We start from the raw sequence: 25,177 nt of genomic DNA on the forward strand, positions 1-25,177 counted from the left end.
CCTGGTCACGGAAGTCTAGACACAAAAAGCCCGGTCCCAATACGGAGAAGGGGTCCGGGCGCGAAAGACAACTGCTATGACAAGGCGACCAACGAGTTCTTCGCGGAAGCAACCAGCTCCGCATCCTTGCGTGCCTTCTCCAGTCGCTGCCATTGGTCTTGGGGGATCTCGGCGCGGGCGCGGGAGATAACCTGGGTGTCCGGGGTGGCCCAGGCGATCGGCATGGGTGTGATGACTTGCCACGTGTTCTTGTCGCGGGAGGTTCGCTGGCCGCCCACGGCGACGACGGGGACCTTGGTGCCGACCGTGTCATGGGTGTTCGGGATGCGCTTGACCACGCGGGAGGTAATCGCCCAACGGGCCGGGCCCTGCTCGGATGCGTTCATATCAACCAGGGCGGTCAGGGTGAGGGTGGTGCCGGCGTTATCGGTGATGATTGCGGGGGCGAGGGGGTGGGCGTCGTAAAGCGCCTGGGTCTTGCCCACCGACTTGGGCAAGAGGAGTGCCACGATGAGCATCATCACACCGAAGAGGATGAGGCCCACCGAGGCGAGGAGCCGCCAGGGCGAGGTGGGGCTGATGAAGATCCACGAGGCAATGCCGCCCAATACGCACAGGACGAAGATGGCGATGCCGGAGATCACCATGCTCTTTGTGTCTTGGAGTAGCTCGTTGTGCTGCTTGGCGTAGTCTTCATCAACCTCGAAATGAAACGTGTTCATGGCAGACAAGTCTATAGGTCGGCGGCGTCGACGAGCCGGTAGGCGTACCCCTGTTCGGCGAGGAAGCGCTGGCGGTGGACAGCGTATTCGGCGTCGAGCGTGTCGCGCGCAACGATGGTGTAGAAGATCGCCTCGGCGCCGTCCTGTTTCGGACGGAGCAGGCGGCCCAATCGCTGCGCTTCTTCTTGGCGGGATCCGAAGGTGCCGGAGACCTGGATGGCTACCGCTGCCTCGGGCAGGTCGATGGAGAAGTTGGCTACCTTTGACACCACGAGCGTGGAGATTTGGCCCTCGCGGAAGGCCTGGAAGGCCTCCTCCCGTTTCTTTGTGCTCGTCTTCCCGTGGATCAGTGGTGCGCCCGTGCGCTCAGCAATCTCCTCGAGCTGATCCACGTAGGCGCCAATGATCAGCGTCTGCTGACCTGCGTGCTGTGCGAGAAGGGTTTCGACGGCACGGAGCTTGCCGCGCGAGCAGGCGGCGAGCCGGTAGCGCTCGCGGGTCTCGGCGGTGGCGTAGGTGAGGCGCTCATCCTCGCTGAGGGTGGTGCGGACTTCGACGCACTCAGCGGTTGCGATGTAGCCGGCCATCTCGAGTTCCTTCCACGGGGCGTCGTAGCGCTTGGGTCCGATGAGCGAGAACACGTCGTCCTCGCGGCCGTCCTCGCGCACAAGCGTTGCGGTCAAGCCAAGGCGGCGGCGCGACTGCAGGTCTGCGGCCATGCGGAAGACAGGGGCGGGCAGGAGGTGGACCTCGTCGTAGATGATCAGGCCCCAGTCGCGGGAGTCGAAGAGTTCGAGGGCTCGGTACTCGCCCTTTGTCTTGCGGGTGACGACTTGGTAGGTCGCGATGGTGACAGGGCGGATTTCCTTCTTCTCGCCGGAGTACTCGCCGATCTCGTTTGGGGTGAGGGTGGTGCGGCGCAAAAGTTCGTCGCGCCACTGGCGGCCCGCCACCGTGTTGGTCACCAGGATCAGCGTGGTGGTCTGCGCCTGCGCCATAGAGGCCGCGCCTACGATCGTCTTGCCCGCGCCGCAGGGCAGCACGACCACACCGGAGCCGCCCTCCCAGAAGGATTCGGTGGCGTACTGCTGATAGTCGCGGAGTTGCCAGCCGTCCTGGTCGAGCTGGATCGGGTGGTGCTCGCCGTCGACGTAACCGGCGAGGTCCTCGACGGGCCACCCGAGTTTGGTCAGTTCCTGTTTGATCTGACCGCGGGCAGACGGGTGGACGGGGACGGAGGTGGCGTCGATAAGCGAGCCGATGAGCGGGCGAATCTTTTTACTGCGGGTGACCTCGGTGAGCAGTGCGGGCTCATCCGCTTCCAGGATGAGGCCATGGGCGGGGTGTTGCACGAGCTTGAGGCGGCCGTAGCGGGCCATGGTTTCTGCGACGCTGATGAGCAGCGGCTGCGGGACGGGGAAGCGGGAGTAGCGCTCGAGCGTGTCGACGGCCTGCTCGGCGTCGAAGCCGGCGGCGCGCGCGTTCCACAGCGCGAGCGGGGTGATGCGGTAGGTGTGGATGTGCTCGGGCGCGCGCTCGAGCTCCGCGAAGGGGGCAAGCGCGGCGCGGGCCTTCGGCGCGTCCGGGTGTGCAACCTCTAAAAGGACGGTGTTGTCCGATTGGACGATGAGGGGGCCGTCGCCGAGGGGCATGGGGCTCCTTTCTTTCCCAGAACTCGTGTGCTGGAAGTAGTCTAGCCCTAAAGTGGTACCTATGACTGCCACGATCTCCGCGCCCGATGCGCGCGTTACCGACACCCTCCACCGCGAACTTGGTACCGATTCGACCGTTCACACCTCGCTGGTGGACCGCATCAAGTACGCCCACGACGCCTCGCACTTCCTCTACACGCCGGATGCGGTGATTGAGGCGCGCGACGCACATGACGTCGCCGCCGTTTTCCGCGCCGGCCGCGCCTCCGGCACGCCGGTGGTGCTGCGCTCGGGCGGGACCTCCCTGTCTGGTCAGGGCGGGGGCAGCGGTTTGCTTGTCGACGTGCGCAAGCACTTCCGCGACGTCGAAGTCCTCGACCGCGGCAATCGGGTCCGGGTGCAGCCCGGGGCGACGGTGCGCTCCGTCAACGCGCGGCTGGCACTTTACGGGAAGAAGCTGGGGCCGGATCCGGCGTCGGAAAGCGCGGCGACGATGGGCGGCGTGATCGCGAACAATTCGGCCGGCATGGCCTGCGGCACGGAGCTGAACACCTACCGCACGCTGGAGTCGATGACCTTCGTGCTGCCGAGCGGCACCGTGATCAACACGGCGGACGCGGACGCGAACCAGCAGTTCAAGTCGCAGGAGCCGGAGCTGTTTGAGACCCTGATCCAGCTGCAGAAGCGCGTGCGGGAAAACCCGGAGTCGGTGGCGAAGATCGAGCGCCACTTCGCGCTGAAAAACACCATGGGCTACGGCGTCAACGCGTTCTTGGACTTTGATGAGCCGGTAAAGGTCTTCGAGCACCTGCTCATCGGCTCGGAGGGCACGCTGGCGTTCATCGCCGAGGCAGTGCTGCGCACCGTGCCGGTGCCGAAGGTGAAGACCACCTCGGTCGCGGTGTTCAAGAGCATCGACGCGGCGACCCGCAGCCTGCCAGACCTGTTTGCTTCCAAGGCGGCGACGCTGGAGCTGATGGACTCGCACTCGATCGAGGTCGGCCGCAGCTTCGCTTCCGTGCCGGAGGAGATTACCGGCTTTGAGGTGGATGGCCAGGCTGCGCTGCTGATTGAATACCACGCGGATGACGAGGAGGAGCTCTTTGCTCGCGAGCAGGCGGGAGCAGAGATCCTGCGGAGTCTGGACCTGCAGAACCCGGCCCAGTTCTCCACCGACGCCTCCGCGGCGGCAAAGGCCTGGGCCTTCCGCAAGGGGCTCTACGCCCAGGTGGCGGAGGCCCGCCCTTCCGGCACGACCGCGCTGCTGGAGGACGTGGTGGTGCCCGTCGGCGACCTGGCCGATACTTGCTCCGGTCTGCAGGACATGTTCGCGCAGTACGGGTATGACGACGCGGTGATTTTCGGTCACGCCAAGGACGGCAACATCCACTTCCTCATCACCGACCGCTTCGAGGGCGAGGAGAACCTCACCCGCTACAACGGCTTCAACGACGCGCTGGTGGATCTCATCCTCGGCGCCGACGGCAACCTGAAGGCGGAGCACGGCACGGGCCGCGTCATGGCTCCGTTCGTGCGCCGCCAGTACGGCGACGAGCTGTACGACGTGATGGTGCAGCTCAAGCGCGCGTGCGACCCGCACAACACGATGAACCCGGGCGTGATCATCACCGATGATCCAGAGGAGCACCTGCACAACATGAAGCTTTCCGCCACGGTGGAAGAAGCAATCGACAGCTGTGTCGAGTGCGGCTACTGCGAGCCGGTGTGCCCCTCGCGCGATCTCACCATGACGCCGCGCCAGCGCATCGTGGTGCGCCGCGCCCGCGCTCAGGCGCTTCTCGACGGCGACATGGACACCGTCCGCGAACTGGATAAAGCCTACGAGTACCAAGGCATTGACACGTGTGCGGCGGACTCGATGTGCGTGACCGCATGCCCGGTCGGGATTGACACCGGCAAGTTTGTAAAGTCGCTGCGCCGCGAAGAGGCAACCAAGGTGGAAAACGCGGGCTGGGCTGCAGCCGCGAAGGCGTGGGCACCCGCGAACAAGGTGGCGTCTGTCGCGCTCACCGGCGCGCACTACCTGCCCACCGGTTTGGTGCAGAAAGTCACCGACGTCGCGCGTGCGCTGGTGGGCGAGGACACCGTACCGCAGTACCGCCCCGAGCTTTCGAAGGGTGGGCGCACGCGCTCGAAGGTTTTCGGCGAGCGCGTGGGCAGCAAGTTCGCCGCCCCGGTCGGCGTGTTCGTCCCGGCGTGCGTGAACTCCATGTTCGGCCCGCAGGCAGACGGAGTCGGTGCCTCCGAGGCGTTCGCGCGCCTGGTAGAGCGCGCCGGGCTGGCGCTGCTCGTACCTGAGGGGATTGACTCGCTGTGCTGTGGCACCCCGTGGACGTCGAAAGGCATGACACAGGGCCACGAGGTAATGGAGCAACGCGCCCAAGCGCTGCTCATGGAGGCTACGGACGGCGGCCGCCTCCCCGTCATCGTCGACGCCTCATCGTGTACCCAGGGTTTTGCGGAGATGGCGGAGAAAGTCGGCATCACGGTCATCGACGCGATCGCGTTCGTGGAAGCACACGTCCTGGACAAGCTGGCGGTGGACCGCAAGCTGGAGTCGGTGACGCTGCACCCCACGTGCTCCTCGACCCACCTGGGGATCTTCCCGCAGCTGGTCAAGGTGGCCGAGGCCGCGGTGGAGCAGGTCAACGTACCGAAGGACTGGAACTGCTGCGGGTATGCGGGCGACCGCGGCATGCTGCACCCGGAGCTCACGGCGTCGGCAACAAAGCGAGAAGCTGCGGAGGCCAAGCGGCTGGGTGCGAAGTACCACGCGTCGTCCAACCGCACCTGCGAGCTGGGACTGACCAGCGCGACCGGCGAACCCTACCAGCACGTGCTTGAGCTGTTGGAGCAGGTGAGCCGCTAAGCCAGCTCAACCTCGGCAACGCGGGGGATGGGCAGGCGCACGACCGCATCCGTTGACTCGTTGAGGAGATCGGCTCGGCCCGCGCGGACCGAGAGCGGCAGCGCGGTGAGCGTTTGTTTCTCGCCTGCGCTGTCGAAGTAGGTGACGCGGACGTGCCTGCGGGCCCTAGCCGCGGCCTGGAGGGTCTCGGTGGGGGACTGGGCCGCAGCGGCGTGCGGCGCGCCATTTTCGTGTGCGAGGAGCCGGGCGACTAATTGCTCGGTCAGCTCTTCGCCCACGCGCTGCGTTTTGGGCAGTGCTGCAGGTGTCGGGCGGACGAGTGCAGGTTCGGGGGCGATGTCGAGCGTGGCGCCGTCTGCGTCTTCGGCGGCTGGCTGCAGGCCTGCCTCGCGCAGTGCTCTTAACAGTTTGGGCAGGGGCAGATCGGAGACGGCCACGGTTGGGGCGAGTACCCGCAGTGGGGTGTGCTGGGCAGCGGTGGCGATGAGTGCCGGGTCGGCGCTGCGGAGGTAGCTCATCGCGTGGCCGGCGCGGATGGCACCGTGGGTGCGCGCGACGTCGTCAAGCAAAAAGCTCAAAGATTGGGGCACCTCGCCCAGAGTGTGCGCCTCGAGCCAGGTCTTGAGCTCCTCGGCGGTGCGGCCGGCGTCGAAGGCGCGGCGCACCGAGGCGTCGCTGACGCGCCACACGCTGGCCAGGCCGGGGGATTCGAGCTCGGCGAAGGACTCGAGGACCGCTGCCATCGCGGGAGGGAGGGGGCCGGGCGCGAGGATGGTCAGGTCGGCCTGGGCGATGACGGCGTCGATCTCGGCGGGGACGAGCTCGCGGGTCGCGGCGGCGACGTCTTCGCGCTCAAGCAGGGCGCGTAGGGGCGTGGACGGGGTGGGCGCGAGCGCACCGAACGTGCGGGCCTCACCGCAGAGGGCGGTGACGCGCTCTGGGCGCAGGCCCGCGGCGTCGAGTGGGGCGTAGAAGAGGAGCTGCTGCGGGTCGCCGCTGTGGCGGACCACCATCTCTTTAGCGCGGCGTAGGTCGGGTTCGCGGGATTCGGAATGCAGCAGTTTGGCGGTGTCGAGTCGCCAGGGGGAGGCGAGCCAGCCCGCGAGCAGGATCGCCCACTGGTCGGCGATCGTGGCGTCGCACCAGGAGAGCGCGTCCTTGGTGGCGGCGAGGCAGTCCTGCTCGTCGACCGGGCCGCAGCCGAGAAGTCCTGCCGCGTGGCCTACCGTGATGAGCAGACGGGTGTCGAAGCCGAGGGCTTTCTCCAACGCTGCGAGCGCGCGCACGCCCACGGAGCCGTCCTTGTTTAAGGCGACGGGGGAGCGCATGAGGAAAGTAAGTAGTTGGCGCATCTGGCGCACCGCTTCGAGCCCAGCGGCGGTGGCGTCGGCGTCGACCTTCGCCTGGTCCACTTCCTGCGTCGGGGGCGGGGTGAGCGGGTGCTCGCGCGGGGTGCGGCCACGGAGGGCCAGAAGCACGGGCTCGGGTAGGCGCACAGAGTGCTCGTTGTAGCGATCGATAAGGCCTGAAGCTAGAAGGCGCGCGGCCGGGGTTGTAGGATCCGCGTCCGGTGCCGCGGCCTTGGAGACGCCGATGCCGCCGCCCGCGGCCAGGGATTCGAGGACTTTGCGCTGGCGCTCGTCGAGGGCGGCGAGCTTTGCGTCTAAATCGGCAGGGATGCGGTCGGCGACGCGCCAGGCTGGAGGCAGCGGGGCGACCGCGCCGGGGGCGACGCGTACGTCACCCTCGTTGCCCGCGGGGTAGATGAGCGCGGCGTCGGTGAGGGCGGTGATGTCTTCTGCGGGGGTGGCGGGGGTGAGTTCCGCGCCGGCGTCGACAAGCGATTGCAGCGCGGCGAGCTCTGCGGCGTTCAGCGTGCGCAGCGCCCGTGCGGTGGAGGCGGACTGCGTCAGCCTGGTGGCGAGCGACGCCAGCGACGGCGGAGGCGGGAAGAACGCGTCCGGGCGCGCGGCGATGAGGCGGCGCAGGGAGTCGGGGGTGAGCTGTGCAAGTGCGTTGGCGAAGTCAGTCATGGTGCAAATTTGTAGTTTACGTGCGTTTTGTACGCGGACATGCAAGAATAAGTGGCATGGCTAAAGATGTACAGAAGATCGGCCGCGCAAACCCGGCGTGGCCCGAGCACACCCACGGTAATGGTCACCCTGTGACGGAGCTTTCTTCGAAGCTGGCGGGCGCTTCCAGCCCCTTCGGCGACGACCTGGTCCTGCCGATGCCGGCTGAGGAAACCGGCTACGTGCACACGACCACGCGCATCAACCGCTAAAAAGGGCTGCTCGTACCGCCTGCGGCGTGATTGCGCGCTGGCAGGCGGGTTTCGCATTCCTTAAAAAGTGCCTCCCCGGGTAAAGGGGAGGCACTTTTTCATGCGCGCAGCGAAAAGCGCCGCGGCCACGCGAGGTGCGTGCGCCGCGGCGCTTAAATACAGCCTTTGGTTTAGCGCAGTGCCTGTGCCTGGACCTGGGCGATGATGCCGTTGACGTTGCCGTTGAGGACAGCGTCGATCAGCGGCTGGTTCGCCTTGTAGAAGGCGTTGTAGTCGTGGCGGTTCGCGGCGTAGGTGGTGTGCACCTGTGCCGGCACGCCGATGCCAGCGTTGTTCAGGTTCGCCACGATCTGCTTGTACAGCTGGTCCACGGCAAGCGTGGTGTCCTGCTGTGCTGCCGGGGCGGCCGCCTCAGCAGCTGCCGGTGCCGGTGCGGGGGCCGGAGCCGGGGCTGCCTGCGCAGCCTGCGCGTCGCGGTTGGTCGGTGCGGAGTTCAGGCCGAGGCTTGCGGAGCAAGCCGGCCATGCGCCCCAGCCCTGCTGTGCGAGGGTGCGCTCTGCAACGATGATCTGCTGCTCGCGGGTAGCCTGGTCGGCGGTCGGGGCGAATTCGCCGCCGCCGTATGCCTGCCAGGTGCCGTAGTTGAACTGCAGGCCGCCGTAGTAGCCGTTGCCGGTGTTGATGTGCCAGTCGCCGCCGGCCTCGCAGCCTGCGAGACGGTCCCAGTCGGAGTCCGGGGCGGCAGATGCGTGCGGGGCCAGCGCGCCGACGCCGGTGAGGGCAGCCGCTGCTGCGGTGCCCGCAAGGGCCTTCTTGGCCGGGGAAGTGGTCTGCTTGGAGTGGCGTCCCATGATCGAAAAATCCTCTCTCGGTACTGCCTTTGCAGTGCTGTCGGTTTACGTTGCGGGTCAGCCTAGCGGTTTATAACGATTGAGTCACGTTATGGGCACGGTTTGTGACCGTCCGGGGTGGACTGTGGGGGAGCGACCGCTTAACGACGCTGGTCAGCGCGTTACAAAAAGATAACGTGATCTGCATCACGTTAGGTGTGGCTGTGGTGGAGGGGAGGAGGGAAGGTACCATCACCTCTTTCGTTATTGTGAAGGTAATGCCCCCGAGGTGGGCACGAGAAAAGTAAAGGAAGATGCAATATGCCTATTGGAAAGGTGAAGTGGTTCGACGCCGAGAAGGGCTTCGGCTTCGCATCCAACCCGGGTGAAGAGGACGTCTTCATCGGCAAGTCCGTCCTCCCCGACGGCGTAGAGGAGCTCGTCCCGGGCCAGCGCGTCGAATTCGACTTCGCGGCCGGCCGCAAGGGCCCGCAGGCGCTGCGCGTCAAGGTACTCGACAGTCCGAAGCGCCGCCCGGTACACCGGCACAAGCCGGAGCAGCTGGGCAGCATGCTCGCCGACGTCATGACGATGATTGAGACGCAGGTGCAGCCGGCGCTCACGCAGGGCCGCTACCCGGAGCGCAAAGAGGCGCGCCAGGTCGCAGAAATTCTGCGCGCCGTCGCCCGCGAGCTCGACGCTTAACGGGCAGCGCCGTTAAGCGTCGTTAAGCGCGACCGACCACGTGGCGAGGACAGGGATCTCTTCCCCGTCTTCGCCTTTATCTATCTCCAGGGCGGAGACCTCAGCGACGACCAAGCGCGCGCCAGTGTCGGTCACGGCGTCGATGGTGTGCTCGTTGGCTTCGTGGGATTGGAAGACCCTCTCGTCGTTGGCGGCCGGGTCGTCGTAAATGGCGAGCAGGCGCCACCCGGAGCTGGAGATCTCCTCCGGCACCGAAATGGTCAATTCCTTCGCCTCACCCGCGTCTATCGTGGGCGGCTCGCCCCCGTCGCACTGTTCATCGAGTGGGCAGACCGTGTACGGCGCAAGTTCCTCTGCGGCCTCGCCCGCGGACACCTCAACGCGGATATCGCGCACCGGAGTAGAGGGGCTGGTGCGCTGCCACTCCAAGAAGGCGTAAATGCCCGCAACCAGCACGATCACCCCCACCGCAATGACGGCGATCTGCTTGCCCCATGAACTCGCACCCGGTTTAGCCATAGTGGTCAGTCTAAACCAGCGCCGTTACTCGGCGGGTTCGAAGGTCACGCGGTACATATCCGGCCAGCGTTTGCCGGTGAAGAGGAACTCCTCGGTGTCCGACAGGTGCGCGATGCCGTTGAGGACGTTGTTGGGGTCATCCTCGGCGTTGTTGGGGAGCGCGGAGGCGTCGATAAGCGCGGTGACCTCGCCCGTGGTGGCGTCGATGCGCACGATATCGGTGGTGGTAAAGACGTTGGCGTAGACCGCGTCGCCGACGCATTCCAGCTCGTTGAGCCCGGCCACGGGCGCGCCGTTTGCGGTGACGGTAAATCTTTCTCGCTCCGCGAAAGTTTCCGGGTCGAGGCGGCGCAGCTCCGCCGAGCCGTCGGAGAAGATCAGCTCGTCCTGGCGCGCGCACAGTCCCCAGCCCTCGCCGTCGTAGGTGGCGCGGTCAGTCTCTTCCAGCGTATTCGCGTCCCGCCGCAGCGCGACACCGTCCTGCCAGGTCAGCTGCCAAACACTATCTCCGACCTGAGTAATACCCTCGCCGAAGAACTCCGGATCCAAGTCCACGGATGCCAGCTCGGCATCAGCGTTCTCAAGCGTGCGTCGGTAAATGCGCGACTGCCCCTCCTGCCCGGTGCCCACCAAAAGCGTGCCGTCCGCGGCCACCTCGAGGCCCTGGGTAAAGCTTGCCGAATCGAAGGGGTAGCGCTCCTGCACCACAGCGCGCAGCTTCTCGACGCCACCTGCCGACGCCCCCGGCTCGACACTGGCACAACCGCCGAGCGCGAGGGCGCACGCCGTAAGCACGCCGGTGACAGAAACGGGGAAAGAGAACTGATGCATGGCACCCATGATGCACCACCGTCGCACCGTCGTGAGACTCTCGCGCATAATGGGGGCGTGTCTCAATCCAGAAAACGATCCCGCAACCGGTCCAAGAAGCGTTCCCCACTGCTGAGCGATGTCGCCATCGCCACAGCGCGCGCCGCGCTCGAGGAGATCGCCGCGCCCGAGGAAATCGGGGAGCACATCGGCGTCGGAGGACTGAGCCAAAACGTGGCCACCCACCGCTTCGAGGCCAGTGTCCCCGGCTACGACGGCTGGGAGTGGAACGCCGTGATCGCCTGCGCCACCGGCTCGACCTGGGTGACCGTCAACGAAGTCGCGCTGATGCCTGCGGCCGGTGCGCTTGAAGCCCCCGATTGGGTGCCCTACTCGGAGCGGCTACGCCCGGGTGACCTCGGCCCCGGCGATATCCTCGAGCCCGCCCCGGACGACAACCGCATCACCGCGGACTCCTTCTCCCGCCACGCCATCGTCTTCCCCGGCCGCGAGACCAAGCACTACCTCACCGAGCAGGGCCTGTCGGAAGCGGAGAAGCGCTGGCGCACAGGCGAGTTCGGGCCCAACAGCGAGTTCGCAGAAAAGGCCACCCTGCACTGCCGCACCTGCGCCTTCTACGTGCCCATGGGGGAGCCGATCGGCGAGAACTTCGGCGTGTGCACCAACGAGTACTCCGCCGACGGGCGCGTGGTCGCCTCGTCCTACGGCTGCGGCGCGCACGCCGACACCACAGTGGACCTGATCTAAACCGCCACGCTAAACCGCCACCGCGCGCTGTTCGCGCAGCTCGTTGACCTCGCGGTGCGTGGGCAGGCGACCGCGCTCCACCCACTGCCGCGCCGGGCGGGAGGTGCCGTATTCCAACCAGGTGGTCACAAGGCGGGCCCCGTAGACCGGGTCGATGACCCAGACCTCGCTTGCAAGCAGGTCCGAGCGGATGAAGCCGCCCGGCAGGTTGGCGATTTCGACGCCCTGCCCGGCGAGGATCTCCAGCACGCCGTCGAGGGCGATTGAGGCGGAGGCGCGCTCGTGGCTGGAGATGTAGGCGCGGCCGTGCTGGAGCATCACGAGTGGGGCCATGATGGCGGAGACGACCCTCCCCGTGGCGTCGACAAGCAGGCCCTCATGCGCCGGAGTTTGCGCCAACGCGAAACGTTGCCACCCCAAGTCCGGTCCGGAGTAGGCGGGGCACGTGCGCTCGTCGCGGACGGGGCGTGCCGCTACCGTGATCTCTGTCGGGGCGGGCGGCAGCGGACGTAGCTCGAGTGAGGCGGTGCCGCCGTGGATTTCCATCACTGCGCGGCGAGTTCCAGCGACCATGCTCAGGCGCACCCGCAGTCGGTTGAGCTCCGCCGAGGAAACCCCCAACTCGCGGGCGGCGGTGGCGTAACGCTCGGCGTCAATGACGCGGCCCTCTTCCACGACAAAGCTGAAAGCGTGCACGAGGTTCCTTTCGGCGCAGCGACGTAAACGGACGTATTTGTACAAATTGGCAGTGAAGTGACAGGCTATGACACGTAAAATGGCAGCGGCCCTGCGCTGCGCCACCGCACAATTCAATCACCCGGAAAAGGGATAGGGGAGAAGAACTGACGTGAGTACCGTCACCTCTAATGCCACGCCACAAGGCGGGCTCGACCGATTCTTTCATATCAGCGAGCGGGGCTCCACTGTTGGCAGGGAGATCCGCGGCGGAGTGGTCACCTTCTTCGCCATGGCCTACATCGTCTTGCTGAACCCACTGATTCTGGGCACGAGCCCGGACCGCGAGGGCGTGGTGCTGGGCATCCCGCAGGTCGCGGCCGTGACTGCACTGGCCGCAGGCGTGATGAGCATCCTCTTCGGCGTGGTAGCCAAATACCCCTTCGGCATCGCCACCGGGCTGGGGCTGAACACGCTCGTGGCTGTCACGCTCGTCGGCCAGCAGGGGCTGACCTGGCCGGAGGCGATGGGGCTCGTGGTGATCGACGGCATCATCATCGTCCTGCTCGCCATCTCCGGGTTCCGCACTGCGGTGTTTAACGCAATTCCGGACTCGATGAAGGTTGCCATGAGCGTGGGCATCGGTATGTTCATTGCCATGATCGGCCTGGTGGACGCCGGTTTCGTCCGTCGTGTGCCGGACGAGGCGATGACCACGGTGCCGGTGCAGCTCGGCTTCGGTGGTTCGATCGCGTCGTGGCCCACCTTCGTCTTCATTGTTGGCCTGCTCATCTGCGGCTTCCTGGTGGCTCGCAACATCCCCGGCGGCCTGTTCATCGGCATCGTCGTGACCACGATCATTTCCCTGATCGTCGAGCACTTCGCCGGTGCCGGCTCTTCCGCAGAAGACCCGCACGGCTGGTCTTTGGCCGTGCCGGCGCTTCCGGACTCCTTCGGCGGTGTGCCGGATCTGTCGCTGGTGGGCAACGTGGACCTTGTCGGCGCCTTCATCCACCTCGGCGTCATCGCCGCCTCCCTGCTGGTGTTTACCCTTGTGCTGGCGAACTTCTTCGACGCCATGGGCACCATGACCGCACTCGGCCGCCAGGCCGAGGTCACCGACGAGCACGGCAACCTGCCGGACATGAAGCGCGCCCTGGTCGTCGAAGGCTTTGGCGCGGTGGTCGGCGGCGCGGCGTCGTCTTCCTCGAACACGGTATTCGTCGACTCCTCGGCCGGCATTGCCGACGGCGCGCGCACCGGCCTGGCCAACGTGGTCACCGGCATCTTGTTCCTCATCGCCATGTTCTTCACCCCGCTCTACGAGATGGTGCCCATCGAGGCCGCGGCTCCAGTGCTGGTCGTCGTGGGTGCGCTCATGATGATGCAGGTGGGCAACATCGAGTGGTCGCGTTTCGACGTCGCGTTCCCCGCCTTCCTCACCATCGTGGTCATGCCGCTGACTTACTCCATTGCTAACGGCATCGGTGTCGGCTTCATCGCGTTCACCGCCATGGCGCTGTTTACCGGTAAGACGAAGCACATCCACTGGATCATGTGGCTGATCTCCCTGCTGTTCGTGGTCTACTTTGCGCAGGGCCCGATCCTGGCGGCACTGAGCTAAATGCGCACGCGTATCGAGGATCCCCAGGACCCGCGCTTAGACGACATCCGCGACCTGAAGCACTCGGACAAGGAGAAGGGCCTGGTCTTCGCCGAAGGCCCGCTCGTGGCTGGCAGGCTCGTAGAGTCTCGCTTCCCCGTCCGCGCCGTCTACGGTTTCGGTGGCAGGCTGGAGTCCTTCCTCGAAGAGTACGGGGAGGAACTTACCCGCCGCGGCGTCCCGGTCTACGAGATCACCCGCCAGCTGATGGGCGAGGTTGCAGGCTACGACATGCACCGCGGCCTGCTCGCGTCTGCGGACAAGGCTCCGGAGCGCAGCGTCGCCGAGGTGATCGACGGCGCGAGTACCCTGGTCATCCTCGAGGGCGTGGGCGACCACGAGAACATCGGCTCCATCTTTAGAAACGCCGCAGGCATGGGCGTTGACGGCGTGCTCTTCGGCGCGGCGACCGCCGACCCGCTGTACCGACGCAGCGTGCGGGTGTCCATGGGGCACGTGCTGCGCACCCCGTTCGCGCACTTAGACGGCACCACGACCACGTGGCAGCGCTCCCTCAACGAGCTGAAAGACGCCGGCTGGTGGCTGGTTTCGCTCACCCCGGCCGACGACGCCGTGCTGCTGCACGAGGCCGTGGCGGGGCACGACAAGATTGCCTTCCTCGTTGGTGGGGAGGGGCCGGGGCTCACCCGGCACGCGATGGCGGCGACGCACGTGCGGGCGAAAATCCCCATGGCGCCGGGCACCGATTCGCTCAACGTGGCGACCTCGGCCGCGATCGCCTTCTACGAGGCGCAGCGCTAGCGGTCCGAGTGCCGGATCTTCTCCCGCACCGTGGCGGCGAGGCTGCGCACGCGTCGCGCGACGCCCCGCCCGACGCGCTTGGTCGCGGCGATGGAGGCGTCGGCAAGATCAGCGAACTCGTGGCCGCCCTCGTCCGGGTCTGGCAGCTCGTAGTCGTCGTAGTCCTTCTCCGAATCAGCGAAGCGCGCGGCGACCTCGTTCACGGTCTTCGTCCGCGGCTTCTGCGTGCGGATTCTCGGCTCTGGCCGGCCGTCGATGGCGTAGCCGACCACGTGCACATCCGGGCCCTGTGGGCTCACCGGCACCCCCAGCCAAGCCTCCTGCGCCGCGACAGCCAGATCCGCAGGCTCGAAAGGCAGCGAGATGCCCCCGAGCTGTTCGGCCTTCTCGCCAGCCCAGTAGGGGGCCTCGAAGGGATCAGGCAGGCCGATGTCCTCCAGCACCACCTCTCGCGTGGCTGTGAGCGCGCGGCGCACCGTGGTGCCCGAGTAGTGGGCAAAACCCGCGAAGTCGGAGTCGGTGCCGTGGGCGAAGACGTAGGTATCGCTCGCGGGCAGGGCCTCGCGCAGATACTCGGTGACCTCCGAGATTTTGTCCATATTCTCCACGAAAGTCTGCACTACGGCGACACCGGGGTAGCCGGCGATGTAGAACTCGTCGGCACCCGGCGTGGAAGAGCGGTTGAGCGGGAACTCACCGATCGGTGTGATCGGCCATGCCGGGTTGATCTGCGCGAGCAGCTTGCGCCCGAAGCCGCGGTCGGCCTTCGGCTCGGAATTGAGCACGCCTGCGGGGTCCGGCGTGCTGACAAACCACATGGTCACAATGGCGGGGTAGGACATAGGGGCATTCCTTCCGGCAGCTACTTGCGGGGCCGCTTCGTGTTCGTGCGAACGCCGAGCAGCACGTCCTCCCAGTGTGGGGTGACGGCCTTGCGGCGGCGCTTCTGCGGCTGCTCGCCGTCCGGGTGGCGCAGGAAGTCGCCCTCGGTGACGGTTCCTTCGGTGCCCCCGGTTTCCTCGGCACCGTCTGCGTCTGCGTCTGTTTCGGCCGTTTCTTCGCGGGCGGGGCTCGCGCTGCCGTCCCAGTCGTCCTCCCCGTGCGCGTCAACCGCAGTGAGGCTGCGCACCGGCTGCACAAAGTCCGGGTCGGTCAGGTCGGCGGCAACGGAGTTGCGGGCCTCGGTAGAGGCGGGCGAGCCCATGGAGCGCTTCAGCGTCCACTGCGCCTCGTTCTCCGTCAGCCCGGCCCGCCAGCGCAGGTGGACGACCCACGGCTCGCCCGGCTCGCGGGTGGCGTCCCACGCCGCGTCGGAAAGCGAATGCCCGCGGGCCGCGAACGCGGTCGCCAGAATCTCAAAGAGGGTCAGCTTCGCCGGGCCTTCGTCGCGCACCGGGTGCGACTGCTTCGCCGCCTCCGCGATCTGCATGCGCTCCAGCACGACAGGGTGCGAGTAGGTATCGACGCGGCTGACGGCCACTCCCATCTCGTCCGCCAGCTCCTGCGAGGTAGCGCCAGCGCGAATCCGCGCTTGGATCTCGCGCGGCGGCATGGTCAGCGGGTTGGTCAGCAGCGGGTCCGGCTCCGGCAGGCCCCGCTGCTTGCTCAGGGCGCTGTACTCAGGCGTGTCGTCGTGCTCAGCGGGGGCCTCGGGCCCCTGCTTCTCGACGCCCCCTTCCACCTCTTCCACCGCAGCGGCAGGCGCGGACTCCGCCGCTGCTTCACCGTCTTCCGCCTGCTCTGCGGCAGGGGAGAAGAGCGGGGCGAACTCCGAGCGGGCGATCTGGAAGCTCACGCCTTCGGAATCCCGGAGGACGAAAAACTTCTCCGTAGACTCGTCTGCCATCAAATACAGCACGCGCATGCTTCTCCCTTCAGCCTCACAGTTCACCCCAGCCTAGCGCACCCGCAGGTGTTTACTGCTGGCCCACGCCCTGGGCAAGCAGCCAGTCGATCGCCTTGGTCAGCGTGGTGACGTCCTGGGAGTCAATCGCCGGGAACATGCCGATGCGCAGCTGGTTGCGGCCCAGCTTACGGTACGGCTCGGTGTCCAGGATGCCGTTCTCGCGCAGTGCCTTCGCCAGCTGCGCGGCGTCCACGCGCTCGTCGAAGTCGATGGTGCCAACCACCAGCGAGCGCTGGGCCGGCTCTACCACGAACGGAGTCGCCAGCTCGTGCGCGTCTGCCCAACCGTACAGGGCCTCGGCGTTCGCGGAGGTGCGCGCCACCATGCCGTCGAGCCCGCCGTTGTCGTTCATCCACTTCACCTGGTCGGCGAGCATGAGCAGGGGCGCCACGGCCGGGGTGTTGTAGGTCTGGTTCTTGCGCGAGTTATCCACCGCGGTCTGCAGGTCCAGGAAAGCCGGGATGAAGCGGCCGGAGTCCTTCACCTTGGCGATGCGCTCGATCGCAGCCGGGCTCATTGCGGCCAGCCACAGGCCGCCGTCGGAAGCGAAGCACTTCTGCGGGGAGAAGTAGTAGATGTCAGCTTCCTTCATATCCACGGGGAGCCCACCGGCGCCGGAGGTGGCGTCGACAAGCACGAGCGCGTCGGTGTCCGGGCGCTTCACCGGCACCATCGCACCCGTCGAGGTCTCGTTGTGCGCCCACGCCACGACATCGGCCGCCGTGCCGTCGAGCTCGGTCGGGGAGGGGGCGGTGCCGGGCTCGGCCTCGACGCTTTGCGGCTGATCGAGCCACGGGGCCTTCTCCGAGGCTTTCGCAAACTTCGAGGAGAACTCGCCGAAGGTGAGGTGAGCCGATTGCTTCTCGACGACGCCGAACGTCGCCGCATCCCAAAACGCGGTCGCCCCGCCCAGCGAGAGCACAATCTCGTAGCCCTCGGGCAGGTTAAACAGCGCGGACAGGCCCTCGCGAACTTCGCCGACGAGGTTCTTCACTGCCGGCTGGCGGTGCGAGGTGCCGATAATGTTCGCGCCGCGTGCAATGGCGTCAAGCTGCGCCGGGCGGACCTTGGAGGGGCCACAGCCGAAACGGCCGTCTGCCGGCAGGAGATCGGAGGGGAGAGTGGGGAAAGAGCTCATGAAAACCTACATCCTCAAAATTCGAAAAAAGACTGCGTTCGCATATGCAGTGCATAATATTATGCCTTCCGCATGCCTGTTATGTGGTCACTTTCTTTCAGATGTGGTGTTCTGGGCACGGCCTGGGGCTTGTCATGCGCGTCACAAACTTTGCTACGATGGCTTAGGTAATTCTTCGGCGATGGCCGGATTCAACGTGAGCAATCGTGGAAAGGCACACTGTGGCTTCTGAGAACAACGAAAAGGCGGTACTTCACTACCCCGGTGGCGAGTACGAAATGGACATCATGAAGGCTTCCGAGGGTAACGACGGTGTTGTCCTCGGCAAGATGCTGGGCGAGACCGGCCTGGTGACCTTCGACCCGGGGTACGTATCTACCGGCTCGACTGAGTCGAAGATCACCTACATTGACGGTGATGCGGGCATTCTGCGCTACCGCGGTTACGACATCGCTGACCTGGCGGAAAACGCGTCCTTCAACGAGGTTTCTTACCTGCTCATCCGTGGCGAGCTGCCGACCACTGACGAGCTGGAAAAGTTCAACACCGAGATCCGTCACCACACCCTCCTGGATGAGGACTTTAAGGCGGCGTTTAACGTCTTCCCGCGCAACGCGCACCCGATGGCCGTGCTGGCTTCCTCGGTGAACATTCTCTCCGCGTACTACCAGGACCAGCTCAACCCGCTGGATGAGGAGCAGCTGGACAAGGCCACCGTGCGTCTCATGGCGAAGGTGCCGATGCTGGCGGCGTACGCCTACCGCGCGTCCCAGGGTAAGCCGTACATGTACCCGGACAACGCGCTGAACGCGCGTGAGAACTTCCTGCGCATGATGTTCGGTTACCCGACCGAGCCGTACGAGGTTGACCCGGTGCTGGTTGACGCGCTGGACAAGCTGCTCATCCTGCACGCGGACCACGAGCAGAACTGCTCCACCTCCACCGTCCGCATGATTGGTTCCGCGCAGGCGAACATGTTCGTCTCCATCGCCGGCGGCATCAACGCCCTGGCTGGCCCGCTCCACGGCGGCGCAAACCAGGCTGTGCTCGAGATGCTCGAGGACATCAAGAACAACCACGACGGCGACGCCACCGACTTCATGAACCGCGTGAAGAACAAGGAAAAGGGCGTCCGTCTCATGGGCTTCGGCCACCGCGTGTACAAGAACTACGACCCGCGCGCAGCCATCGTCAAGCAGACCGCACACGACGTGCTCGAGCACCTGGGCGGCGACGAGCTGCTCGACCTGGCTATGGAGCTCGAGGAGATCGCGCTGAAGGACGACTACTTCGTCTCCCGCAAGCTGTACCCGAACGTGGACTTCTACACGGGCCTGATCTACCGCGCCATGGGCTTCCCGACCGACTTCTTCACGGTCCTGTTCGCCATTGGCCGTCTCCCGGGCTGGATCGCACAGTACCGCGAGCAGCTGGAGATGAACACCAAGATCAACCGCCCGCGTCAGATCTACACCGGCTACCAGCAGCGTGACTTCATCCCGCGCGATCAGCGCTAGGACAACCCGCAGGTAGCTGCGCCGGATACCCGCCAAGGACGGCATTTCCCTTATACTTTTGGGAAACCGTGCTTGGCGGTTTCGCATTTTCACGCGAGTTTGTCCTGAAAAGTTTGTACTTAAGGAGTATCGACACACATGGAAAAGCCCACCATCACTATCCCCGACGCGCCCGCACCGACCGACTTGGTTGTGAAGGATCTTGTGGTCGGCGACGGCGCTGAAGCGGTGGCAGGCGGCTACATCAAGGTGCACTACCTCGGCGTGGATTACGCAACCGGCGAAGAATTCGACTCCTCCTGGGATCGCGGCGAGGTCGCGGAGTTTCCGCTTGCTGGCCTGATTGAGGGGTGGCAGGAAGGCATTCCCGGCATGAAGGTCGGTGGGCGCCGCGAGCTGATCGTGCCGCCGGAGAAGGCCTACGGCCCGGCCGGTGGGGTGAGCGCACTCTCCGGGCGCACGCTTGTATTTGTTATCGACCTGATTGACGCGAACTAAGGCAGACACAATGCGCATTCCCGTTACTACTCTCAACGACGGCTACGATTTCCCGCTGCTGGGCTTAGGCACCTACAAGCTCGCCCCGGAAGACGTTGAGGCTGTCCTGCGGCGTGCCATCGAGCTGGGCTACCGCCACATCGACACGGCGGCGTTCTACGGCAATGAGGAGGCCGTCGGCAAGGCAATCGGTGACGCTATCGCTGCCGGCGACGTCACCCGCGAGGACCTGTTCGTGACCACCAAGCTGTGGAACGACGACCAGGACCGACCCGCAGCTGCGTACCAGGAGTCGCTCAAGCGGCTGAACCTAGAGTTCATCGACCTGTACCTGGTGCACTGGCCATGGCCGCAGCGCGGCCTGTACGTCTCCGCCTTTGAGGAACTGGTGCAGCTGCAGGGGATGGGGCAGCTGCAGTCGGTCGGCGTGGCTAACTTCTACCCCGAGGTGCTGGACGAGATCATCCAGGCTACCGGCGTCGCGCCGGTGCTCAACCAGGTTGAGCTGCACGCCGGGTTTACGCAGCAGGAGCTGCGCGACTACCACGCAAAGCACAACATCCTCACCGAGGCGTGGGCTCCGCTGGCGCGCGGCAAGAACTTTGATGACCCGGCGATCGCCGGTGTGGCCGCTAAGTATGATGCGACGCCTGCGCAGGTGGTGCTCGCTTACCTGCTGCAGATGGGCGTGTCGGTGGTGCCGAAGACGGCGAATCTGAAGCGACTGGAGGAAAACCTTGGTGCGCTTGAGGTCTCACTGGACGCGGAGGATATCGCTGCGCTTGATGCGGTGCAGGGTGAGCGGATGTCGGGCGACCCGCTAACTTTCCCCGGCGACGTGGACTAAACACCGCGTGTGCGCCAGGTGCACACGAGGGCCTATCTGATGAAGATAGGCCCTTTTTTACTGCGGTTTTTCATCACCCTACCTCCTGGCGGGGGTGGTCGTACGATCATTAGTTTTTCCTGCTAAAAGCATGTTTTGGGGGTGGGCGTCACTCTTTGTTGTGCTTTGCCTAAAACAATCATTCACGAGCGCGATGTGGGATAGGTAACATGCCAGGTGTTGAGTTGCAGATCACATTGAGGGTCTTCAGTGTGAGGTCGCAGCGAAGCATGAGAGAACTTGTACATGACAAGAAAGGATCGAAGCCGTGTCTGGATCGACTTCTATCCCACAACGCCGGGAGCCAACCCCGGAAGAGTTTGTGGCCATGCAGCGGAGTCCGGAGTTTCAGGAACTCCGCAAAACCTTCCGTGGGTTCACCTTCCCCGTGTCGGTCGCGTTTTTCCTGTGGTTCCTGGTCTTCGTAGTCGTCGCCACGCTGATGCCTGATGCGATGGCAACCCCGTTCCTGGGCCTCAACGTGGGGCTCTGGCTGGGGCTGGCCCAGTTCTTCACCACGTTCTTAATTACGTGGATTTACGTGAAGTGGGCGAATAAGAACCTCGAGCCGCGCGCGGCTCGTATCCGAGAAGAAATGGAGGGCTAAACGATGCAGGACTTTATCCTCGCGGCGCCAGAATCAGCTGGTGCGGGTAACCCGCTCCTGAACATCGCGGTGTTCGCGATCTTTATCGTTGTCACCCTCTACGTGGTGACTCGCGCGGGCAAAACTACGAGTGAATCGGCCGACTTCTACACCGGCGGTTCCTCCTTTAGCGGTACGCAAAATGGTCTCGCCATCGCCGGCGACTACCTCTCTGCTGCGTCCTTCTTGGGCATCGTGGGCTCAATTGCGCTAAGCGGCTACGACGGCTTCCTGTACTCCATCGGCTTCTTCGTCGCCTGGCTGGTAGCTCTGCTGCTGGTGGCGGAGCCGCTGCGTAACGTCGGCCGCTTCACCATGGCTGACGTGCTGTCCTTCCGCCTCCGCCAGAAGCCGGTCCGCGTCGCCGCAGCCTTCGGCACCCTGTTCGTGTCGCTGTTCTACCTCATCGCGCAGATGGCCGGCGCTGGCTCGCTAGTCTCCGTGCTGCTGAACCTGCACAGCTACTCCGCGCAGGCGATCTGTGTTGCGATCGTCGGTGTGGTCATGATTATTTACGTGCTGGTTGGTGGCATGAAGGGCACCACCTACGTGCAGATGATTAAGGCAGTGCTCCTGGTCGCTGGTGTGGCCGTCATGACCGTCCTGGTGTTCGTCAACATCCGCGGCGGCATGAACACGCTGTTCGACGATGCGATTAGCGCCCACGCCGCATCCGACTACATGGCCTCGCAGGGCTACGAAGCCTCTGAAATTATGAAGCCCGGCCTGAAGTACGGCGCGACACTGACCAGCCAGATCGACTTCATCTCCCTGGGTGTGACCCTCGTTCTGGGTACCGCAGGCCTGCCGCACGTGCTCATGCGCTTCTACACCGTGCCGACGGCGAAGGAAGCCCGTAAGTCCGTGACCTGGGCCATCGTGCTCATCGGTGTCTTCTACCTGTTCACCCTGGTGCTCGGCTACGCTGCTGCAGCCCTGGTTGGCCCGGACCGCATCCTCGCGGCGCCCGGTGGTGCGAACGCCGCGGCACCGCTGCTCGCCTTCGAGCTCGGCGGCTCCTTCTTCATGGCGCTGATCTCCGCTGTTGCCTTTGCGACGGTGCTCGCGGTGGTCTCCGGTCTGGCCATTACGGCCTCCGCTTCCATCGCCCACGACGTCTACGCCTCTGTGATCCGCGACGGCGAAGCCTCCGAGGACGAGCAGGTCCGCGTTTCCCGCATCACCGTGGTGATCCTGGGCATTGTGTCCATCATCCTGGGCATCCTGGCGATGTCCCAGAACGTGGCCTTCCTGGTCTCCCTGGCGTTCGCCATCGCGGCATCCGCCAACCTGCCGACCATCCTGTACTCCCTGTACTGGAAGCGCTTCAACACCACAGGCGCGGTTGTGTCCATCTACACCGGCCTGATCTCGGCGCTGCTGTTGATCTTCCTGTCCCCGGCAGTATCCGGTACGGAGACCTCGATGTTCCCGAACGCTGACTGGTCCATCTTCCCGCTGTCCAGCCCGGGCATCGTCTCCATCCCGCTCGGCTTCCTCGGCGGCATCATCGGCACCTTCCTGGGCAAGCCGGACAACTTCGAGGAGAAGCAGGCAGAGATGGAAGTCCGCTCCCTTACCGGTGTGGGCGTGGAGGCTCCGGTCGACCACTAAACCGGTCAGAGCCCCTGACTCTGTGTAAGCGCCGCCCCGGCCATCCGGTCGGGGCGGCGCTTTGCGTTGGTGAGCACGGGGGAGGTTCTGTGCGTGGGTTGGGGGAGTGTGTCTGCTGCTGCGGCCCATGGACTGGGTGTTTGTGGCGCTGTACATGGAGCTAGCTCCGTTTGAAGCAACCGTTGGTGGACGACCTGGGGTTTTGCGTCCGCCGTAACCGCAAATGGAGCTAGCTCCATTGAGGGCGGCACGCTATGACCGGCAGGGCAGACTTGCACCAATTTCGTCGCCCTCTGCTCGCAGAGCTACCCGGCCTGCACCACGACCATCCAGATGGCTACCAGGTGGCAGATCGCCGCGGCGACGGTCGCGGTGTGGAAGTGCTCGTGGTAGCCGTAGTAGCGGGCGCTGCGCCCGGGCCACTTGAATCCATACACCAGCGCGCCGAGTGTGTAAATCACACCGCCGGCAAACAGCAGCCAGACCACCGCGGCACCAGCCTCGTGCCAAAGCGTCGGAAGTAGCGGCACGATGATCCAGCCGAGCCCTACGTACACCACGACGTCGAGCCACCGCGGGTGGTTAATCCACACAAGGTTGAGGATCGCCCCGCTGATGCCGCCAGCCCACGCCACCGTCAGCATGAGCGCTGCGGTTTTCGGCGCAAAGACGATCAGACATAGCGGGGTATACGTCGCGGCGATGAAAATCGAGATGGTCGCGTGGTCCGCGCGCCGCCACCACTGCACGGTTTCGGCTCGCTGCCAGGGCCAGAGGTGATAAGCGGCGGACACCCCGAACAGCAGCACCACGCCTGCGCCGTAGAGCGTTACCCCGAGTGCCTCGTACCAGGCGATCGTCATCCACGCAAAGGTGATCAGCACCGCCGAAGACAGCGCGGACAGCGCCGCCGCGAAGAAGTGGAACCAGCCGCGAATCAGCGGGCGCTCGCCGCGGTCCGCCATGATGTAGGAGCGTTGAATCTGTCCTTCGTTGAGCACCGTCATGATTCTCCCGGGGGTTGCGGCTGTTTCTAGGGAATCACCCTAGCGCTTTTTCGCTTCTCGACGCCGCCCCTACGGCAAGTAACGACGCCAATCAACAGACGACGACAGCTGGCTCGAGCTCTGGACGAGCGCGTTGACGTCGGGAAGCGGCAGCCCGCCGGCGCGACCTGGGGTCCACTGGCCCCAATCCGCGGTGTAGACATTGTTGATGTCCACCTGCACGCCCTGGATCGTGCCGACGTACTTGGCCTTCTGGTGAATATTGGCGCGCGGGTGGAGCCGGCCTTGCGAACCCCAGTCGTGCTGCCAGAAGAACGTGCCGATGCGGTCTTCGATGCACCACTGAATCACGTTGTAGTTGCCGTACACACCCGTCTTCAGGCCTGCAGCGCTCAGCGCGAGCTGGAAAGCCTGCAGGTACGGGCGGATTTGGTTGACGTACTGGTCGCGGGTGGGGTTGTCGTCAATCGCGACGTAGATCGGGCGACCGTTCGGCCCACCTGCTGCGCGGTGAAGCTGGATCGCCTGCGGGGCGTGCTTCGCCGCACCCGCGGCACCGGCGAGCCAGTCGGCGGTCTCTGCGCGCCCGAACTGGTAGACCGACGCAGTCGCGAGGCCATTCGCGGCGAAGTCCCGCGTCTCTTCGATGGTGACAGGCTTGCCCAGCATCCAGGTCGCGCCGGGGCGGCGCTGCGAAACGTAGCGCACCGCCCCCATGTGGCCGGCGGCCTTCACCGCCGCGCCAGACGGCACCCCGGCCGAGTAATCGACCACGGTGCCCAGGATGCGGCGCTGCGCGTACGCCGGGTTGAAAGCGCCGGTAGTGGTGGCGGCCGCGGCAGAAAGGGCAGCGGCTTGGAGGAAACGACGACGGTTCAGCACTGTCGGACCTTTCAGGAGAGAAGGAGAAGACTGTCACATGCGTAACAGGAGTTTCACTTGCTGAATGTAGCACCAGACTTGGACAGTCGGCTAGCGGAGCGGTGTTATGTTCTCCGATGGCGCTGCCTGCACCGGGCCGCCATAATGGTCACTGCACGGAATAGTCTGCAGTGAACGGGGGAAGCAATGGGGAAAAAGATGTTGCCGGTTAGTCTCGGCCTTGCCGCTGCGGTGTTGGCAGGGTGCGCGAGCGATCCAGTTGAGCCGGCCGCGGAAGTGGCGGAGCCTGAAGCGCCTGCGTTTCACTTTGCGAGTGGGACGCTGGAGCTCGGAGACTTTGATCCGGCCACGCTTGGCGACGACCTCTTCGACCCCTGCGCCGAAATCTCCGCAGAGGAGTACGCGGCGGCGGGGATGACGGGGGTGGAGCCGGAGCCGGTAATCGCAGAGTCGTCGAATGGATTGGCCCTTGGTTGTGATAGCGATCCAATTGACCATGGGATTGACCGAAGCATCGTGAGCTCGCGGACCCCAGCTGCAGGTGTGTCAGAGACAGCAGGATATGAACTGAGCTATCCGGAGACTGAAGTTCCAGATGCCTACCTTATGAAGAATCCAGTAGTGTCTCCGTACCTATGCGCTGCGCAGGTTGACACGACTCGCGGGGCACTTGGCGTAAGTGTGTCGGTGAGCGGCATCAAGAAGGAGAGCATCGACGCCTGTGTCCTCGCATTGGACAACTTGGAGCGTCTGTATAAAGCATCTGGTCAGGAAGCTGCAGAAGAAATGTAGCGGGTATACCG

24 protein-coding genes are annotated in these 25,177 nt (G+C 65.1%); 12 read left to right on the plus strand and 12 right to left on the minus strand.

What is annotated here, in order from left to right:
- Nucleotides 1–74 precede the first annotated feature (74 nt).
- Together CIMIT_RS03155 and CIMIT_RS03160 are read right to left on the minus strand one after the other, a co-directional pair.
- Nucleotides 75–722: a DUF3239 domain-containing protein gene (locus CIMIT_RS03155; protein ID WP_038589030.1), complete on the minus strand. Its 648-nt coding sequence runs from the start codon at nucleotides 720–722 to the stop codon at nucleotides 75–77.
- Nucleotides 723–733: 11 nt separating this feature from the next.
- The gene (locus CIMIT_RS03160) at nucleotides 734–2,374 is read right to left on the minus strand and encodes a DNA repair helicase XPB (protein WP_038589033.1); all 1,641 of its coding nucleotides are present in this window, start codon (nucleotides 2,372–2,374) and stop codon (nucleotides 734–736) included.
- Between the two features lie 61 nt (nucleotides 2,375–2,435).
- Here CIMIT_RS03160 and CIMIT_RS03165 point away from each other — a divergent pair, with 61 nt between their 5' ends.
- Entirely contained in the window at nucleotides 2,436–5,264 is a 2,829-nt protein-coding gene (locus CIMIT_RS03165; protein WP_038589036.1) for an FAD-binding and (Fe-S)-binding domain-containing protein, read from the plus strand.
- On the opposite strand, the gene CIMIT_RS03170 is transcribed toward CIMIT_RS03165, so the two are convergent.
- Complete coding sequence (locus tag CIMIT_RS03170; RefSeq protein WP_038589039.1) at nucleotides 5,261–7,297, minus strand: helicase-associated domain-containing protein; 2,037 nt, start codon at nucleotides 7,295–7,297, stop codon at nucleotides 5,261–5,263. The genes CIMIT_RS03165 and CIMIT_RS03170 overlap by 4 nt on opposite strands.
- A gap of 56 nt (nucleotides 7,298–7,353) precedes the next feature.
- Between CIMIT_RS03170 and CIMIT_RS03175 the strand changes: the two genes are divergently transcribed.
- Nucleotides 7,354–7,548, plus strand: coding sequence for a hypothetical protein (locus tag CIMIT_RS03175; RefSeq protein ID WP_038589042.1), 195 nt, complete (start codon nucleotides 7,354–7,356; stop codon nucleotides 7,546–7,548).
- Between the two features lie 170 nt (nucleotides 7,549–7,718).
- Here CIMIT_RS03175 and CIMIT_RS03180 read toward each other — a convergent pair whose 3' ends face one another.
- Nucleotides 7,719–8,399: a resuscitation-promoting factor Rpf1 domain-containing protein gene (locus CIMIT_RS03180; protein WP_038589045.1), complete on the minus strand. Its 681-nt coding sequence runs from the start codon at nucleotides 8,397–8,399 to the stop codon at nucleotides 7,719–7,721.
- Nucleotides 8,400–8,699: 300 nt separating this feature from the next.
- Here CIMIT_RS03180 and CIMIT_RS03185 point away from each other — a divergent pair, with 300 nt between their 5' ends.
- On the plus strand, nucleotides 8,700–9,083 hold the full coding sequence (locus tag CIMIT_RS03185; protein ID WP_038589047.1) for a cold-shock protein: 384 nt from the start codon (nucleotides 8,700–8,702) through the stop codon (nucleotides 9,081–9,083).
- Nucleotides 9,084–9,095: 12 nt separating this feature from the next.
- Here the strand turns inward: CIMIT_RS03185 and CIMIT_RS03190 are convergent, their stop codons facing one another.
- Together CIMIT_RS03190 and CIMIT_RS03195 are read right to left on the minus strand one after the other, a co-directional pair.
- Nucleotides 9,096–9,602, minus strand: coding sequence for a DUF2771 domain-containing protein (locus tag CIMIT_RS03190; protein WP_038589050.1), 507 nt, complete (start codon nucleotides 9,600–9,602; stop codon nucleotides 9,096–9,098).
- 24 nt (nucleotides 9,603–9,626) lie between these two features.
- Nucleotides 9,627–10,433 carry a glutaminyl-peptide cyclotransferase gene (locus tag CIMIT_RS03195; RefSeq protein ID WP_095066751.1) on the minus strand — a complete coding sequence of 269 codons (807 nt, stop codon included), beginning with the start codon at nucleotides 10,431–10,433 and terminating at the stop codon, nucleotides 9,627–9,629.
- A 57-nt stretch (nucleotides 10,434–10,490) separates the two neighbouring features.
- On the opposite strand from CIMIT_RS03195, the gene CIMIT_RS03200 reads away from it, so the two are divergent.
- Nucleotides 10,491–11,180: a DUF3027 domain-containing protein gene (locus CIMIT_RS03200; protein ID WP_051904760.1), complete on the plus strand. Its 690-nt coding sequence runs from the start codon at nucleotides 10,491–10,493 to the stop codon at nucleotides 11,178–11,180.
- Between the two features lie 9 nt (nucleotides 11,181–11,189).
- Here the strand turns inward: CIMIT_RS03200 and CIMIT_RS03205 are convergent, their stop codons facing one another.
- Nucleotides 11,190–11,876 (minus strand): hypothetical protein, encoded by a 687-nt coding sequence (locus CIMIT_RS03205; RefSeq protein WP_038589058.1) that lies wholly within the window; start codon nucleotides 11,874–11,876, stop codon nucleotides 11,190–11,192.
- A 151-nt stretch (nucleotides 11,877–12,027) separates the two neighbouring features.
- On the opposite strand from CIMIT_RS03205, the gene CIMIT_RS03210 reads away from it, so the two are divergent.
- Together CIMIT_RS03210 and CIMIT_RS03215 are read left to right on the plus strand one after the other, a co-directional pair.
- On the plus strand, nucleotides 12,028–13,479 hold the full coding sequence (locus tag CIMIT_RS03210) for an NCS2 family permease (RefSeq protein ID WP_038589063.1): 1,452 nt from the start codon (nucleotides 12,028–12,030) through the stop codon (nucleotides 13,477–13,479).
- A complete protein-coding gene (locus CIMIT_RS03215; RefSeq protein WP_038589067.1) occupies nucleotides 13,480–14,280 on the plus strand; it encodes a TrmH family RNA methyltransferase in 801 nt (266 codons plus the stop codon).
- Here CIMIT_RS03215 and CIMIT_RS03220 read toward each other — a convergent pair.
- The 3 genes from CIMIT_RS03220 to serC are packed head-to-tail and all read right to left on the minus strand — an operon-like array spanning nucleotide 14,277 to nucleotide 17,324.
- The gene (locus tag CIMIT_RS03220; RefSeq protein WP_038589073.1) at nucleotides 14,277–15,122 is read right to left on the minus strand and encodes a DUF6928 family protein; all 846 of its coding nucleotides are present in this window, start codon (nucleotides 15,120–15,122) and stop codon (nucleotides 14,277–14,279) included. The genes CIMIT_RS03215 and CIMIT_RS03220 overlap by 4 nt on opposite strands.
- Before the next feature lie 20 nt (nucleotides 15,123–15,142).
- Complete coding sequence (sepH, locus tag CIMIT_RS03225) at nucleotides 15,143–16,144, minus strand: septation protein SepH (RefSeq protein WP_038589082.1); 1,002 nt, start codon at nucleotides 16,142–16,144, stop codon at nucleotides 15,143–15,145.
- Between the two features lie 52 nt (nucleotides 16,145–16,196).
- Nucleotides 16,197–17,324: a phosphoserine transaminase gene (serC, locus tag CIMIT_RS03230; protein WP_038589089.1), complete on the minus strand. Its 1,128-nt coding sequence runs from the start codon at nucleotides 17,322–17,324 to the stop codon at nucleotides 16,197–16,199.
- A gap of 203 nt (nucleotides 17,325–17,527) precedes the next feature.
- On the opposite strand from serC, the gene CIMIT_RS03235 reads away from it, so the two are divergent.
- From CIMIT_RS03235 to CIMIT_RS03255, 5 genes are all read left to right on the plus strand, one after another.
- Nucleotides 17,528–18,841, plus strand: a complete 1,314-nt coding sequence (locus CIMIT_RS03235; protein ID WP_083319726.1) for a citrate synthase — start codon at nucleotides 17,528–17,530, stop codon at nucleotides 18,839–18,841.
- A gap of 138 nt (nucleotides 18,842–18,979) precedes the next feature.
- On the plus strand, nucleotides 18,980–19,339 hold the full coding sequence (locus tag CIMIT_RS03240; protein ID WP_038589105.1) for an FKBP-type peptidyl-prolyl cis-trans isomerase: 360 nt from the start codon (nucleotides 18,980–18,982) through the stop codon (nucleotides 19,337–19,339).
- Nucleotides 19,340–19,349: 10 nt separating this feature from the next.
- Nucleotides 19,350–20,186: an aldo/keto reductase gene (locus tag CIMIT_RS03245; RefSeq protein WP_038589110.1), complete on the plus strand. Its 837-nt coding sequence runs from the start codon at nucleotides 19,350–19,352 to the stop codon at nucleotides 20,184–20,186.
- Nucleotides 20,187–20,493: 307 nt separating this feature from the next.
- Nucleotides 20,494–20,832, plus strand: a complete 339-nt coding sequence (locus CIMIT_RS03250) for a DUF485 domain-containing protein (protein WP_038589118.1) — start codon at nucleotides 20,494–20,496, stop codon at nucleotides 20,830–20,832.
- Nucleotides 20,833–20,835: 3 nt separating this feature from the next.
- Nucleotides 20,836–22,485: a solute symporter family protein gene (locus tag CIMIT_RS03255; protein ID WP_038589123.1), complete on the plus strand. Its 1,650-nt coding sequence runs from the start codon at nucleotides 20,836–20,838 to the stop codon at nucleotides 22,483–22,485.
- Between the two features lie 305 nt (nucleotides 22,486–22,790).
- On the opposite strand, the gene trhA is transcribed toward CIMIT_RS03255, so the two are convergent.
- Nucleotides 22,791–23,492 (minus strand): PAQR family membrane homeostasis protein TrhA, encoded by a 702-nt coding sequence (gene trhA, locus CIMIT_RS03260; protein ID WP_038589128.1) that lies wholly within the window; start codon nucleotides 23,490–23,492, stop codon nucleotides 22,791–22,793.
- Between the two features lie 69 nt (nucleotides 23,493–23,561).
- The gene (locus CIMIT_RS03265; protein ID WP_038589133.1) at nucleotides 23,562–24,389 is read right to left on the minus strand and encodes a DUF1906 domain-containing protein; all 828 of its coding nucleotides are present in this window, start codon (nucleotides 24,387–24,389) and stop codon (nucleotides 23,562–23,564) included.
- Nucleotides 24,390–24,560: 171 nt separating this feature from the next.
- Between CIMIT_RS03265 and CIMIT_RS03270 the strand changes: the two genes are divergently transcribed.
- Entirely contained in the window at nucleotides 24,561–25,166 is a 606-nt protein-coding gene (locus tag CIMIT_RS03270) for a DUF3558 domain-containing protein (RefSeq protein ID WP_038589137.1), read from the plus strand.
- Nucleotides 25,167–25,177: the final 11 nt, after the last annotated feature.

The organism is Corynebacterium imitans, from assembly GCF_000739455.1.
Lineage (GTDB): Bacteria > Actinomycetota > Actinomycetes > Mycobacteriales > Mycobacteriaceae > Corynebacterium > Corynebacterium imitans.

Excerpts from the sequence above, each read along its gene's own strand:
- CIMIT_RS03155 (WP_038589030.1), bottom strand. The coding sequence starts at position 722 with ATGAACACGTTTCATTTCGAGGTTGATGAAGACTACGCCAAGCAGCAC.
- CIMIT_RS03160 (WP_038589033.1), bottom strand. The coding sequence starts at position 2,374 with ATGCCCCTCGGCGACGGCCCCCTCATCGTCCAATCGGACAACACCGTC.
- CIMIT_RS03165 (WP_038589036.1), top strand. The coding sequence starts at position 2,436 with ATGACTGCCACGATCTCCGCGCCCGATGCGCGCGTTACCGACACCCTC.
- CIMIT_RS03170 (WP_038589039.1), bottom strand. The coding sequence starts at position 7,297 with ATGACTGACTTCGCCAACGCACTTGCACAGCTCACCCCCGACTCCCTG.
- CIMIT_RS03175 (WP_038589042.1), top strand. The coding sequence starts at position 7,354 with ATGGCTAAAGATGTACAGAAGATCGGCCGCGCAAACCCGGCGTGGCCC.
- CIMIT_RS03180 (WP_038589045.1), bottom strand. The coding sequence starts at position 8,399 with ATGGGACGCCACTCCAAGCAGACCACTTCCCCGGCCAAGAAGGCCCTT.
- CIMIT_RS03185 (WP_038589047.1), top strand. The coding sequence starts at position 8,700 with ATGCCTATTGGAAAGGTGAAGTGGTTCGACGCCGAGAAGGGCTTCGGC.
- CIMIT_RS03190 (WP_038589050.1), bottom strand. The coding sequence starts at position 9,602 with ATGGCTAAACCGGGTGCGAGTTCATGGGGCAAGCAGATCGCCGTCATT.
- CIMIT_RS03195 (WP_095066751.1), bottom strand. The coding sequence starts at position 10,433 with ATGCATCAGTTCTCTTTCCCCGTTTCTGTCACCGGCGTGCTTACGGCG.
- CIMIT_RS03215 (WP_038589067.1), top strand. The coding sequence starts at position 13,480 with ATGCGCACGCGTATCGAGGATCCCCAGGACCCGCGCTTAGACGACATC.
- CIMIT_RS03220 (WP_038589073.1), bottom strand. The coding sequence starts at position 15,122 with ATGTCCTACCCCGCCATTGTGACCATGTGGTTTGTCAGCACGCCGGAC.
- sepH (WP_038589082.1), bottom strand. The coding sequence starts at position 16,144 with ATGCGCGTGCTGTATTTGATGGCAGACGAGTCTACGGAGAAGTTTTTC.
- serC (WP_038589089.1), bottom strand. The coding sequence starts at position 17,324 with ATGAGCTCTTTCCCCACTCTCCCCTCCGATCTCCTGCCGGCAGACGGC.
- CIMIT_RS03240 (WP_038589105.1), top strand. The coding sequence starts at position 18,980 with ATGGAAAAGCCCACCATCACTATCCCCGACGCGCCCGCACCGACCGAC.
- CIMIT_RS03245 (WP_038589110.1), top strand. The coding sequence starts at position 19,350 with ATGCGCATTCCCGTTACTACTCTCAACGACGGCTACGATTTCCCGCTG.
- CIMIT_RS03255 (WP_038589123.1), top strand. The coding sequence starts at position 20,836 with ATGCAGGACTTTATCCTCGCGGCGCCAGAATCAGCTGGTGCGGGTAAC.
- trhA (WP_038589128.1), bottom strand. The coding sequence starts at position 23,492 with ATGACGGTGCTCAACGAAGGACAGATTCAACGCTCCTACATCATGGCG.
- CIMIT_RS03270 (WP_038589137.1), top strand. The coding sequence starts at position 24,561 with ATGGGGAAAAAGATGTTGCCGGTTAGTCTCGGCCTTGCCGCTGCGGTG.